13 protein-coding genes are annotated in these 12,767 nt (G+C 61.2%); 6 read left to right on the forward strand and 7 right to left on the reverse strand.

What is annotated here, in order from left to right; translation table 11 throughout:
• The first annotated feature begins 128 nt into the window (after positions 1-128).
• Positions 129-344 (forward strand): TOBE domain-containing protein, encoded by a 216-nt coding sequence (locus NDJ82_RS07295; RefSeq protein ID WP_003173733.1) that lies wholly within the window; start codon positions 129-131, stop codon positions 342-344.
• 45 nt (positions 345-389) lie between these two features.
• On the opposite strand, the gene NDJ82_RS07300 is transcribed toward NDJ82_RS07295, so the two are convergent.
• Positions 390-1,535 (reverse strand): MalY/PatB family protein, encoded by a 1,146-nt coding sequence (locus NDJ82_RS07300; RefSeq protein WP_250925205.1) that lies wholly within the window; start codon positions 1,533-1,535, stop codon positions 390-392.
• A gap of 217 nt (positions 1,536-1,752) precedes the next feature.
• Here NDJ82_RS07300 and ggt point away from each other — a divergent pair, with 217 nt between their 5' ends.
• Entirely contained in the window at positions 1,753-3,477 is a 1,725-nt protein-coding gene (gene ggt / locus NDJ82_RS07305; RefSeq protein ID WP_191958383.1) for a gamma-glutamyltransferase, read from the forward strand.
• 553 nt (positions 3,478-4,030) lie between these two features.
• On the opposite strand, the gene NDJ82_RS07310 is transcribed toward ggt, so the two are convergent.
• From NDJ82_RS07310 to NDJ82_RS07320, 3 genes are all read right to left on the reverse strand, one after another.
• Positions 4,031-4,555: an AAA family ATPase gene (locus NDJ82_RS07310; protein ID WP_112195426.1), complete on the reverse strand. Its 525-nt coding sequence runs from the start codon at positions 4,553-4,555 to the stop codon at positions 4,031-4,033.
• A complete protein-coding gene (gene pnuC / locus NDJ82_RS07315; RefSeq protein ID WP_032891136.1) occupies positions 4,552-5,115 on the reverse strand; it encodes a nicotinamide riboside transporter PnuC in 564 nt (187 codons plus the stop codon). Before pnuC ends, NDJ82_RS07310 begins: the two co-directional genes overlap by 4 nt.
• A gap of 117 nt (positions 5,116-5,232) precedes the next feature.
• Positions 5,233-6,867 carry a methyl-accepting chemotaxis protein gene (locus tag NDJ82_RS07320; RefSeq protein ID WP_099583134.1) on the reverse strand — a complete coding sequence of 545 codons (1,635 nt, stop codon included), beginning with the start codon at positions 6,865-6,867 and terminating at the stop codon, positions 5,233-5,235.
• A gap of 232 nt (positions 6,868-7,099) precedes the next feature.
• On the opposite strand from NDJ82_RS07320, the gene NDJ82_RS07325 reads away from it, so the two are divergent.
• Both NDJ82_RS07325 and NDJ82_RS07330 read left to right on the forward strand, forming a co-directional pair.
• A complete protein-coding gene (locus NDJ82_RS07325; RefSeq protein WP_191958385.1) occupies positions 7,100-7,930 on the forward strand; it encodes an undecaprenyl-diphosphate phosphatase in 831 nt (276 codons plus the stop codon).
• The gene (locus tag NDJ82_RS07330) at positions 7,927-8,310 is read left to right on the forward strand and encodes a DUF1294 domain-containing protein (protein WP_122305684.1); all 384 of its coding nucleotides are present in this window, start codon (positions 7,927-7,929) and stop codon (positions 8,308-8,310) included. The genes NDJ82_RS07325 and NDJ82_RS07330 overlap by 4 nt, the downstream gene beginning before the upstream one ends.
• Here NDJ82_RS07330 and NDJ82_RS07335 read toward each other — a convergent pair.
• Both NDJ82_RS07335 and NDJ82_RS07340 read right to left on the reverse strand, forming a co-directional pair.
• Complete coding sequence (locus NDJ82_RS07335; protein WP_158878304.1) at positions 8,299-8,655, reverse strand: MmcQ/YjbR family DNA-binding protein; 357 nt, start codon at positions 8,653-8,655, stop codon at positions 8,299-8,301. The two genes, NDJ82_RS07330 and NDJ82_RS07335, sit on opposite strands and share 12 nt — an antisense overlap.
• Positions 8,652-9,560, reverse strand: a complete 909-nt coding sequence (locus tag NDJ82_RS07340) for a LysR substrate-binding domain-containing protein (RefSeq protein WP_250925206.1) — start codon at positions 9,558-9,560, stop codon at positions 8,652-8,654. Before NDJ82_RS07340 ends, NDJ82_RS07335 begins: the two co-directional genes overlap by 4 nt.
• A gap of 125 nt (positions 9,561-9,685) precedes the next feature.
• Between NDJ82_RS07340 and NDJ82_RS07345 the strand changes: the two genes are divergently transcribed.
• Both NDJ82_RS07345 and NDJ82_RS07350 read left to right on the forward strand, forming a co-directional pair.
• A complete protein-coding gene (locus NDJ82_RS07345) occupies positions 9,686-10,297 on the forward strand; it encodes an FMN-dependent NADH-azoreductase (RefSeq protein WP_112195420.1) in 612 nt (203 codons plus the stop codon).
• A gap of 211 nt (positions 10,298-10,508) precedes the next feature.
• On the forward strand, positions 10,509-11,546 hold the full coding sequence (locus NDJ82_RS07350; protein ID WP_112195418.1) for an alpha/beta hydrolase family protein: 1,038 nt from the start codon (positions 10,509-10,511) through the stop codon (positions 11,544-11,546).
• Here NDJ82_RS07350 and NDJ82_RS07355 read toward each other — a convergent pair.
• Positions 11,540-12,715: an MFS transporter gene (locus NDJ82_RS07355; RefSeq protein ID WP_250925207.1), complete on the reverse strand. Its 1,176-nt coding sequence runs from the start codon at positions 12,713-12,715 to the stop codon at positions 11,540-11,542. The genes NDJ82_RS07350 and NDJ82_RS07355 overlap by 7 nt on opposite strands.
• Positions 12,716-12,767: the final 52 nt, after the last annotated feature.

A 12,767-nucleotide genomic window follows, 5' to 3' on the forward strand; every position in this document is an offset into this window, starting at 1 on the left:
ACAGTTTTTATATACCCATATCGAATAAATAAAGAGTTATATATTCCTTTTAATGTCTCTACCGATAGCGCACTTTGAGGGCCTGCGCATTCGTGCGGATTGACCCAACAACCAAAAGGAAAGCCGACATGACTATTAAAGCGATCAACGTGCGCAACCAGTTCAAGGGCGTGATCAAGGAAATCCTGCTGGGCGAAGTGGTGTCGGAGATCGACGTGCAAACCGCGTCCGGCATCGTGACGTCGGTGATCACCACCCGCTCGGTGCGCGACCTGGAATTGAAAGTGGGCAGCGAAGTGATTGCCTTTGTGAAGTCCACCGAAGTGTCTATCGCCAAGCTGTAGACCCTAGCCCCCGCCATTGCAGCGGGGGCCATTTTTTTGCGCGTTTCAGCGGTTGCGCAAACTGCGCTCCATACGCTGCAAGCCTTCCTCCAGCATCACCCGTGGGCAACCGAAGTTCAGGCGCACGAACTGCTGGCTGTCATCACCGAATTCGATCCCTGCGCTCAACCCGACCTTGGCCTGTTCGAGGAAAAATTGCTGTGGGTCATCCAGGCCCAGGGCGCTGCAATCGAGCCAGGCGAGGAAGGTGCCTTGGGGGGCATGCATCACCACACCCGGCAAGCGCGTTTGCACAGCGTCGAGCAGGTAATCGCGGTTGGCTTGCAGGTACTGTTTCAACGCTTCCAGCCATTCGCCGCACTGGCTGTAGGCGGCGCGGGTGGCTTCCAGGCCCAGGGGGCTGACGCTGTCGACCATGCCGCAACGGGCGTGGTTGAAACGCTCGCGAATCTCGGTGTTCTGGATCACCGCAAAACAGGTCTTCAAGCCTGCCACGTTATAGGCCTTGCTCGCCGACATCAGGGTGATGGTGCGCTGGGCAATCTCGGGGCTGAGGCTGGCGGTGGGGATGTGGCGGCGGCCGTCGAAGCACAGCTCTGCGTGGATTTCGTCGCTGATGATCAGCGCGCCGTTGTCCAGGCAGGCCGTGGCCACGGCCAGCAGTTCTTCACGGGGGAAGACCTTGCCCATCGGGTTGTGCGGGTTGCTCAACAGCAGGGCGCCGGCGCCGGTCAAGGCTTCGCGCATGGCGGCCATTGGCGTGATGTATTCACCGTCGATCAATTCGAATGGGACTTCGATGCGCGGCAGGTTCCAGTGCCCCGGCGCCAGGCGAATCGGCCGGTAGTTGGGCGTTTGCAGCACCACCGGCTGGCCCGGTTGTACAAAGGCGTGCAGCGCCATGTTGAAGCCGGGCTCGACGCCGGGCAGGAACAGCAATTCCTCAGGTTGCACGCGCCAGGCGTACTTGGCCCACAGGTCGGCGACGATGGCTTCGCGCACATCCGGGCCGGCCACGCTGTAGCCGAGGATCTGCTGGTCCAGGCGCTCGTGCAGGGCTTGCAGAATGGCCGGCGGCGCGGCGATGTCCATGTCGGCGATCCACATTGGCAGCACATCGGCCGGGTAGCGGTTCCACTTGGTGCTGCCGGTGCCGAGGCGGGGGTGGATCGTGTCGAAATCAAAACTCATGGAGGGGCTCGTATCAGGAGGGGTGCGGGGGCAGGGATGGCGCTGATTCTAGCGCCATCCCGTAGCTGGGGTTGTAAAAAACCAGCTCTTTGGCAGGGGGCCCATATTTTCGGCCCGTTCCATGACCGACAAGTTCTGTAATAAAAACGCCATCGCGCTGGGGATTAAATCTCCAGCGGGCTATTTTGGTGCATCTCAACAACTAGAGTAGCCATGGATGAAATACCAACCCTTCAGCCGTACCTTGATTGCCACTGCCCTGGTGTTGACGGTCAGTGGTGTACAGGCCGCTTCCCAGGCCCCGGTGGCCGGTGAAAATGGCATGGTGGTGACGGCCCAGCATTTGGCAACGCATGTCGGCGTGGATGTACTCAAGGCCGGCGGTAATGCAGTGGATGCGGCCGTGGCCGTGGGCTACGCGCTGGCGGTGGTGTACCCGGCGGCGGGTAACCTGGGCGGCGGCGGTTTCATGACCGTGCAACTGGCGGATGGGCGCAAGACCTTCCTCGACTTCCGCGAAAAAGCTCCGCTGGCAGCCACCGCCAACATGTACCTGGACAAGGACGGCAACGTCATCGAAGGCCTGAGCGCCAAGGGCCACCTGGCTGTCGGCGTGCCCGGCACCGTGTCCGGCATGGAGCTGGCGCTGAGCAAGTACGGCACCCTCAAGCGCGCCCAGGTGATTGCCCCGGCGATCAAGTTGGCAGAAAACGGCTTCGCCCTGGAACAAGGCGATATCGACCTGCTGCACACCGCCACCGGCGAGTTTGAAAAAGACCAGGACCTGCGCGGCATCTTCCTGCACAACGGCCAACCGATGCAGGTCGGGCAGAAACTGGTGCAGAAAGACCTGGCCAAAACCCTCAAGGAAATCTCTGCCAAAGGCACAGACGGTTTCTATAAAGGCTGGGTCGCCAAGGCCCTGGTGGACTCCAGCCAGGCAGGGAAGGGCATCATCACCCAGGCTGATCTCGACAAGTACAAGACCCGCGAACTGGCGCCCATCGAGTGCGACTACCGTGGCTACCACGTCGTTTCCGCGCCGCCGCCGAGCTCGGGCGGTGTAGTGATCTGCCAGATCATGAATATCCTCGAAGGCTACCCGATGGCCGACCTGGGCTATCACTCGGCCCAGGGCCTGCACTACCAGATCGAAGCCATGCGCCACGCCTATGTGGATCGCAACAGCTACCTCGGCGACCCGGACTTCGTGAAGAACCCGATCGAGCATCTGCTGGATAAAAACTACGCCGCCAAACTGCGCGCAGCCATCGAACCGCAAAAGGCCGGGGATTCCCAGGCGATCAAACCGGGCGTTTCGCCCCATGAAGGCAACAACACGACCCATTACTCCATCGTCGACAAGTGGGGCAATGCGGTCTCCGTCACCTACACCCTCAATGACTGGTTCGGCGCGGGCGTGATGGCAAGCAAGACCGGTGTGATCCTCAACGATGAAATGGACGACTTCACCGTCAAGGTCGGCGTGCCGAATATGTACGGGCTGGTGCAGGGTGAAGCCAACGCCATCGCCCCAGGCAAAGCGCCGCTGTCGTCGATGAGCCCGACCATCGTGACCAAGGATGGCAAGGCCGTGATGGTGGTGGGTACGCCGGGTGGCAGCCGCATCATCACTGCGACCTTGCTGACCATCTTGAACGTGATCGACTACAAGATGAACATCCAGGAAGCCGTGGACGCTCCGCGTTTCCACCAGCAGTGGATGCCGGACACCACCAACCTTGAGACCTTCGCGGTCAGCCCGGACACCCAGAAGCTTCTGGAAAGCTGGGGTCACAAGTTTGCCGGGCCGCAGGATGCCAACCATTTGGCGGCGATCCTGGTGGGCGCGCCTGCATTGGGCGGCAAGCCGGTGGGGAATAATCGTTTCTACGGGGCGAACGACCCGCGTCGCAATACGGGCCTGTCCCTGGGCTACTGAAGCCTGACGCGGTTAAAAATGTGGGAGGGGCGGTGCGACGATTCGACTTGCCCGCGATGGCGTCCTGTCAGTCAACCAATGTGTTTTCTGATACGCCGCCATCGCGGCATGGGTATCTACACATCTTTGGTGAAAACGTACCCTTAGCGAACGAGGCTCTTGTGGTGAGCGGGCTTGCCCCGCGCTGGGCTGCGAAGCGGCCCTAAAACCAGACGCCGTGGTTTACTGGGTTATCGCGATGGCCTTCCTTATTGGGGCCGCTTCGCGCCCCAGCGCGGGGCAAGCCCGCTCACCACAGGGTTTTATGCCAGCCTTTAAGAGTTGTGTAGATACCTATGGCCATCGCGGGCAAGCCCTAATGCCGGTCAGTTAAGAGATAAAAGGGCAAAAAGTAACCTGTGGCGAGGGAGCTTGCTCCCGTTGGACTGCGCAGCAGTCCCATTTTTGGGACCGCTTCGCGGCCCAGCGGGAGCAAGCTCCCTCGCCACAGGTACGGTGTTCGTCCTTAACTGACTGGCATTAGGGCAAGCCCCCTCCCACAGTAAGGGCAGTGTTAAGGTTCAAGCAGGTGTTCCACTGCCGCAAACGCCGCAGCGCGGCGCGCCTCCCAATCCCCACGAATCACCACCACCGGCTGCTGATGCTGCTGCATCCAGTCCAGGCTTTGCTGGAAAAACGCGCGGCGATCTTCCAGCTCCGGCTGGCAGCGTTGGCCATCGGCTGTCCACTCCACATCTTCCGGCGAGAGCAGTAGGTGCAGGTCGTAATGACGGGCCAGCAGCTCATCGTCGAGCCACGCCGGGTAGTCGCCGAACAGGGTCTTGCTCCACAGCGTGTTGGTGAGCAGGTGGGTGTCGAGAATCAGCAGGTTGGGTTGCTGTTTGCGGGCGGCATCTTCCCAGGCCAGTTGGCCGTGGGCGATGGCCGGGATGTCCGCCAGGGTGGTATCGCGCTGATGGTGGTCGATGAAATGGCGTACATATTCACCGACCATCAACCCGCCGAAGTGTTTGTTCAACTCGGCAGCCAACCAGCTCTTACCGCTGGATTCGGGCCCCGCCAACACCACGACCTTCATGTGCGCAACGCCGGATCGGCGCGCCATTCGCGCCAGCCTTGTACAGCTATCACGGTGAATAGCGCATAGAGACCGGCGGTGAGGTACAGGCCTTTATAGAGGAACAGCCCGACGAAGATGACATCCACGGCAATCCACAGCGGCCAGCATTGCACGCGTTTCTGCGCCATCCACATTTGCGCCACCAGGCTGAAGCCGGTGAGGGCGGCGTCGAGCCAGGGTTGCGCGGCGTCGGTCCAGTGGGCCATGGCGGCGCCGAGCAGCAGGCTGCCCACCGCGCCGATCGCCAGGCTGGTCATGATGGCCGGCACGCCCAGGCTCGTGACCTGGCGGCCCTGCTTGACCTCGCCGGCGCGGGTCCACTGCCACCAGCCATAGACTTGCAGCGCGGCGTAGACCACTTGCAGCAGCATGTCGGAATAGAGTTTCACGTCGTAGAACACCCAGGTGTACAGCAACACCATCACCAGGCCGATGGGCCAGCACCAGGGGTTTTGCTTGACCGTGAGCCAGACAGCGATCACCCCCAGGGCGGCGGCGAACAGTTCAAGCCCGGACATGGCGATTCCTTGGGGGAGTGGGAGAGGGCGGTGATTGTAACCACAGGCCAGCAATCTTCAAAACACAGGAGGGCAAAGGTGCGAGGGGACAGGTCTCCTCCCACCTTTGGAGCAGGGTCAGACCTTGAACTGGCGCAAGAGGCCGTCGAGTTGCTCGCTCAAACCGCGCAAATGCACGCTGGCCACGCTGGACTGCTCCGCCGCCAACGCCGTGCTATGGGACAACCCCGCCGCCTGGGTGACGTTCTGGTTGATGTCTTCCACCACATGGGCCTGTTGCAGGGTGGCACTGGCGATTGAGGCGTTCAGGCCGTTGAGGTTGTGCAGGGCCTGGCCGATGGCGGTCAGGCTGGCACCGGCCTGGCCCGCTTGCTCGATGGTCAGTTGCGAAGCGCTGTGGCTGTCGCTGATCACCTTGACCGCCGCTTCCGAGTGCCCTTGCAGGCGCTCGATCATCGCCTGGATTTCGGCGGTGGACTTCTGCGTGCGTTGGGCGAGCAGGCGAACTTCGTCGGCTACCACCGCAAACCCCCGGCCTTGCTCCCCGGCGCGAGCGGCTTCGATGGCGGCGTTCAGGGCCAGCAGGTTGGTCTGGTCGGCGATGGAGCGGATCACTTCCAGCACGCCACCGATCTGTGTGCTTTCGCTGGACAGCGTGCGGATCACTTCCACGGCCTGGCTGATGGTGCTGGAGAGCTGGTCGATCTGTTGCAGGCTACCGTCGATATTGACCTGGCCTTGTTGCGCTTGGGCCTGGGCGTCGCGCATTTCGCTGGCGGCGTGTTCAGCGTTCTTGGCCACGTCCTGCACGCCGTAGGTGACTTCGTTGATGGCGGTGGCCACCAGTTCCATCTGTTGCGACTGCTGCTGGCTGCGGTCATGGGCCTGGCTGGCGTTGTTGCCCAGCTCGGTAGAGGACTGGCCCAAGGCGTTGGCGCACACCTGCAATTGGCTCACCACCTGGCGCAGCTTGGCGGTGAAGCTGTTGAAGTGCTGGGACAGTTGTGTGACTTCGTCACGGCCGTGGGTGTCGAGGCTGCGGGTCAGGTCGCTTTCGCCGCTGGCGATATTGCCCATGGCATGCACCGCCGCCTGCAACGGCCGCACGATGCTGCGCGCAATCAGCGACACCAGCAGGCCCATCACCAGCGCAATGACCAGGCCGACCACTGAGGCTTTCCAGACCTGGGCGGTGAACTCGGCCTGGACGTCGTCTATATACACGCCGGAGCCGATAATCCAGCCCCAGGGTTCGAACAACTGGATATAGGAAGTCTTCGCCACGGGCGCCTGTGCGCCGGGCTTGGGCCAGCGATAGTTGACGATGCCGGCACCCTTGGCTTTTGCCAGGTTCACGAACTCGTTGAACACTGCAAACCCATCGGGATCGCGGATGGCCGAGAGGTTCTGGCCATCGAGCTTGGGGTTGGCCGGGTGCATGATCATCACGGGCGTGAGGTCGTTGATCCAAAAATAGTCGTCGTGGTTGTAACGCAACCCGCGCACCGCGCTCAGGGCTTGTTTCTGGGCCGCGTCGCGGGTCATGACGCCGGTGGTTTCCAGGCCGTGATAAAACGTCAGGATGCCACTGGCGGTCTGGACTACATGTTGGGTCTGTTGGCGCTTGGCTTGGTAAAGGTCGTCGTGGATCTGCTTGAGCATCAGTAAACCCAAGGTCAGCAGCATCAGCACGGCGACTATCAGGATCAGCCAGAGGCGTCGGCTAATCGACATATTGCGCAAACTGTTCATCGTCCTGGCACTCCGGGCTTTTTATAATTGTGGGCGTCGCATCGACTTTTACGCCTTGTCTGATAGGCTTTCGGCCTGTAATCGGAAAACCTGAGTACTGCCTGATTTTCACAGCATTTTTGCGGGCCAGTGTTGACCATCATCAACATTGGGCCTTCAGCGCGCGCGTCGTCAGTGAACCATTAAAAAAGACTAGTAAGGCATGCCATGGCGCATGACCTTTGGGGGAAGCATGGATTTTTGGACCGCCATTCAGGCATTGATTCTTGGTGTAGTGGAGGGGCTTACAGAGTTTCTGCCGATCTCCAGTACCGGCCACCAGATCATCGTCGCCGACTTGATTGGCTTCGGTGGTGAGCGCTTCGAAGCATTCAATATCATTATCCAGTTGGGTGCCATTCTGGCCGTCGTCTGGGAGTTTCGCCGCAAGATCCTGGACGTGGTCGTCGGTTTGCCGACTCAGCGCAATGCCCAGCGTTTCACCGTGAACCTGATCATCGCCGTGCTACCGGCCGTGGTGCTGGGGGTGATTTTCGCGAACGCGATCAAGCATTACCTGTTCAACCCGATCACGGTGGCTTCCGCCTTGGTGGTGGGTGGCGTGATCATGTTGTGGGCTGAGCGGCGCGAACATACCGTGCATGCTGAAACGGTCGATGACATCACCTGGAAAGATGCCCTCAAGGTCGGCTTTGCCCAGTGCCTGGCCATGATCCCCGGTACCTCGCGCTCCGGCGCCACCATCATCGGTGGACTGCTGTTCGGCCTGTCACGCAAGACGGCCACCGAGTTCTCGTTTTTCCTGGCCATGCCGACCATGGTCGGCGCGGCGCTGTACTCGGGCTACAAGTACCGCGACCTGTTCCAGCCGGCGGACCTGCCGGTGTTTGCCATCGGGTTTATTACCTCATTCATTTTCGCGATGATCGCGGTCAAGGGCCTGCTCAAGTTCATCGCCAGCCATAGCTACGCGGCGTTTGCCTGGTACCGCATCGGTTTTGGCCTGCTGATCCTGGCGACCTGGCAGTTCGGTTGGATCGACTGGGCGGCGGCCAAGGCATGAGCATCCAGCACCCACGCTTGAAGGCGGCGCTCTTTGTGCTGTTGTGCGCGGCGCCGCTGTTGGGGTCGGTGCTGGTGTGGCAACGCGGCGAAACCGTGGTCCCGCTGGCGGCCTATGGCGTGGTCAGCGTGATCGCGTTTTTCCTGTACTGGAGTGACAAACGCAAAGCGCAGACCGACAGTTGGCGCACCCCGGAAAACATCCTCCACGCCGTGGAGCTGGCGGGCGGTTGGCCGGGGGCGTTGATTGCCCAGCAGGTGTTCCGGCACAAGACACGCAAGGTGTCTTTCCAAGTGCTGTTCTGGGCGATTGTGCTGCTGCACCAGGTGTTCTGGTTGGACCAGCTGTTCCTCGGCGGCACGTTACTGTCAGTCCTCTAGCCACAAGCCGATCTGCGTGCGCTTGGGCAATTTGCTCACCACCAATTGGTGGGAACGCTGCAACAAGCCACGCAGTTCCTCGGCGCCCAGCGGGTAGGGTGTGTTCATGATGATCCACTGCGCACGCGCCAGATACGGCGCCGGGTGGATGCCGGGACGGTCGACGTGGCCCAGGAACAGCTCCTTGTCGACCTTGAACGCCAGCGAATCACCGCGCAGGTTTTGCAGGGCGAACATCTTGTTGCCGGCAATCGAGAACACCCGCACACCGCCCCATTTATAGTCTTCCCGCGCACCCGGCAGGCTCAGGCAGAAGGTGGCGACTTGTGCTTCGGTCATTTTCATAGCAGACGGTCTCCGCAGCTTTTAAAGCCTTCTTCCAGGTAATCGATCCAGGCACGAATGGCCGGCAGCACGCCGCGCCGGTGCGGGTACACGGCCTGTAACCAGCCGCCCGGCAGTGACCATTCCGGCAGCAGCTGCACCAACTGGCCGTTGGCCAATTCTTCCTCGCAATACATCATCGGCAGCACGGTGAAGCCCAGGCCCATGATGGCGCTGGCCTTGCGCACGTTGAAGTCATCAACGCCCAGGCGCGCCTCCATGATCAGGTCATGGGGCGTGCCCTGGGGATCGAGAATACGTTGGTGCACCATGCGGTCCGCCTCCAGCGCGCCGAGTATCGGCAACTGCTTGAGGTCATCGAGGGTGCTGATTTGGCGGCCGTGCAAGAAGTTCGGGCTGGCAACCAGAGCGGTCTGGGCCGGGCGCAGGCGTTTGGTGACGAGCAACGGGTCTTCATCGCCCAGCTCGCGCACGCGCAGCGCGACGTCGATGCCTTCGGCCACCAGATCGACGCGGCGGTTGACCAGGGTCATTTCCAGCTGAACCTGAGGGTGCGCTGCGAGAAATCCAGCGACCACATCCGGCATGATGTTGTTTGCCAACCCCACCGGGCACGTCACCCGCAACCGGCCACGGGGTTCGCTGGACATGCTGGCCACGGCCTCGTCGGCCATCTCGGCTTCCAGCAGCATTGCCTGGCAGTGACGCAGGTAGCGCTCGCCGACGGCGGTGAGGGTCAGCTGGCGCGTGGTGCGTTGCAGCAGGCGCGCGCCCAGGCGTTCCTCCAGCTCGGCAATCCGCCTCGATAGGCGTGATTTGGGAATGCCCAGCAGCCGACCAGCGGCAGCGAAACCGCCGGCTTCGACGACTTTGGCGAAATAGTAGAGATCGTTGAGGTCTTGCATGGCGCGCCCATTGTCCTGTCAGTGGGACAAACTATCGCATTGCAGGCGGCTTATCGAGTATTGGTTTCATGCGTAGCATCACCACCATCTGATCGCCCTAGTCGATCCCACCTCGGAGATTCATCATGAAACTGTTGCATATCGATTCCAGCATCCTCGGCGACAACTCCGCTTCCCGTCAGCTCAGCGCCGGCGTAGTGAAGGCCTGGCAAGCGGCTGAGCCGAGTGTGGAAGTGACTTACCGTGACCTGGCCAGCGACGCGATCAACCACTTCTCCGGCGCCACCCTGGGCGCGTTGGGCACCGCCGCCGACCTGCGTGACGCTGCGCAAAAGCACGAAGCTGAACTGAGCGCTTCGTCCCTGGCTGAATTCCTCGCTGCTGACGCCATTGTGGTCGGTGCGCCGATGTACAACTTCACCATCCCGACCCAACTGAAAGCCTGGATCGACCGTATCGCGGTCGCTGGCCAGACATTTCGTTACACCGAAGCGGGTCCGGAAGGCCTGTGCGGTAACAAAAAAGTGATCATCGTATCCACCGCCGGCGGCTTGCATGCCGGTCAAGCCTCGGGCGCGGCCCATGAAGGCTATCTGAAACTGCTGTTCGGCTTCCTCGGCATCACCAACATCGAAATCGTGCGGGCCGAAGGCCTGGCTTACGGTGATGAAGTTCGCAGCAAGTCCCTGAGCGACGCTAACGTACTGATCCAAGAGCAATTGTTCGCTGCCGCGTAAGGCTTGTGTAAATAACGCCTTCTCTCGGTTTCAATCTGAAACCGAGCGCCTAAACTCTGTATTCTGTTCGCCTGAACGCGACCGGACTACGGAGTTTTTTCGTTTACCCGCTGTCTCCTTTGATGTGGCCCAGGTTGTGCAAGCATGGGTTCAATACCCTGGACTTTTCATTCGACATGTCGGTTCTCACGCAGCAAAGGTGGACATCCCCATGATGCGTCTTTGTGCTGTTCTGGTTCTTTCCCTGCTCGGCGGCCTGATTTCAGTGCACGCCGCGCCCGCGCCGCACCCCCATTGGAGTGTCGGCTTTCATCGCATGACGTTTCTTGATCCGCTCGACCTGCAGCCCATGAAAGCCGTGGCGTTCTACCCATCTACCGGCCTTGAGCACACCACGCAGTTGGGTGCCTATCACGTCGCCGCCACCGAAGATTCCAGGATTGCCATTGGCCGTTTCCCGATGCTGATGTTGTCCCATGGCAACACCGGCACGCCGCTGGCCCTGCATGACCTGGCCACATCCCTGGCGCGCAAAGGTTTTGTGGTGGTGGCGGTGCTGCATCCCGGCGACAACTACAAGGACCACAGCCGCCTGGGCACGCTGAGCAATCTGTATGGGCGGCCGATCCAGATTTCCGAAGCGATCACCGCTACCCTGGCGGACCCGATGCTGTCGCCGTTTGTGGATATTGACCAGGTGGGCGTGATCGGCTACTCCGCCGGGGGTGAAACCGCGTTGATCCTCGCCGGCGCCAAGCCTGATTTCGACCGCCTGCGCCGCTATTGCCAGGAACGCCCGGAAGACCGCGACGCCTGCACTACCAAAGGCGAGTTGGTGGTGGACCGTGACGACTTGCAGCCGCAATCCGACCCGCGTATCCATGCGTTGATGCTGATGGCGCCATTGAGCCTGATGTTTGGCCGTCACACCTTGGCCGATGTGCATGTGCCGGTGCTGCTCTACAGCGGCGACGGTGACAAGCTGGTGGCCGTGGACAAGAACGCCGAAGCCCTCGCGCGCAAATTGCCTGAGCCGCCGAATTTCAAGCTGCTGGCCGGCGCAGGGCACTTCGTGTTCATGGCGCCGTGCGACAGCGATCAACTGGCCGCCATGCCGGCCATCTGCACCGACGCGGACGGTGTCGACCGCGAAGGCATCCACCGCGACTTGATCTCAGAGGCCGGGCGCTTTTTCGCTCACGCCCTCAGTGAGCCTTCTCGCGCGGGCTTACAGACCGCCGATCAGTAAGCCTTGCGCTTCAGCAGCAAGGTCACGCCCAGTGCCGTGACCGAAAGCAGCGCCGCGCAGAAGAAGATCCAGCCATATCCCAAGTTCAGCGCCACAAAGCCCATCAACGGCCCGGCAATCGCCAGCGCCAGGTCAAAGAACACTGCATACGCACTCAAACCAGCGCCACGGCTGCTATTGGGCACTTGTTTGATGGCTTCTACACCCAGCGCCGGATACACCAGCGACAGACCAAAACCCGTCAGTCCAGCGCCGATCAACGCGACGCCGGTGGACGGCGCCAGCCACAATAAGGTGAGGCCGAGGGTTTCGATAACCATGCACGCGATGGCGGCGTTGAACCCGCCAAAGCGGCTGATCGTCGAGATAAACACCAGGCGCGACAGGATAAAGCACACGCCAAACACCGAGAGGCAGTATGCCGCGCCTTCCCAGCCACGATTGAGGTAGTAGAGGGTAATAAAGGTGGTCAGCGTGCCGTAGCCAATCGAAGACAGGCACAAACTGGCCCCAAATGGCGCGATACGCCCAAACACTGCCCAGAATGGCAGGCGTTCGCCGCGCACCACCGGCACCGAGGGCTTGTTGCGGATCAGCATCAGGCCAAGTGCCGCGAGCACGGTCAGGGCATTCCCGAGGCTGTTGTAGCCATACTCGGCCACCATCACCACGCCCAGCGGTGCACCGATGGCGATGGCGCCGTACGACGCAATGCCGTTCCATGAAATCGACCGGGCCGTGTGCTCTGCGCCGACCTGGCCCATGCACCAACTGATGGTACCCACGCCGATCAGGCCTTGGGCCACGCCCAGCAACAGCCTTGCGACGATCAGAATGCCCAGGCTCAAGCTGGGCGTACTTTCCAGCAGCGTCGCGAAAAATGTCAGTACACCGCTGACCAAAATACCCGCCAGCCCCAGCACAATCGCACGTTTGGTGCCGACGTTGTCTGACATCCGCCCAGCCATGGGGCGGCTGAGCAGGGTCGCCAGATACTGCGAACCGATGGTGATCCCAGCCACCACGGCGCTGAAACCCAATTGTTCGTGCACGTAGCCGGGGATGACCGCAATCGGCAGGCCGATGCAGATAAAGGCGATAAAGGTGTAGAAGACGATGGAGACGATCTGCAAGGTGATCGACAGAGAGGAGGGGGCGGCGGTTGACATGGGCACTCGTTCGCGGGCGGGCGGTGAGGGCATCATGGCAAGGGCGTGGGGG

Origin of the sequence: Pseudomonas sp. SR18 (assembly GCF_023701505.1) — a bacterium.
Taxonomy (GTDB): Bacteria; Pseudomonadota; Gammaproteobacteria; order Pseudomonadales; family Pseudomonadaceae; genus Aquipseudomonas; species Aquipseudomonas cyclaminis.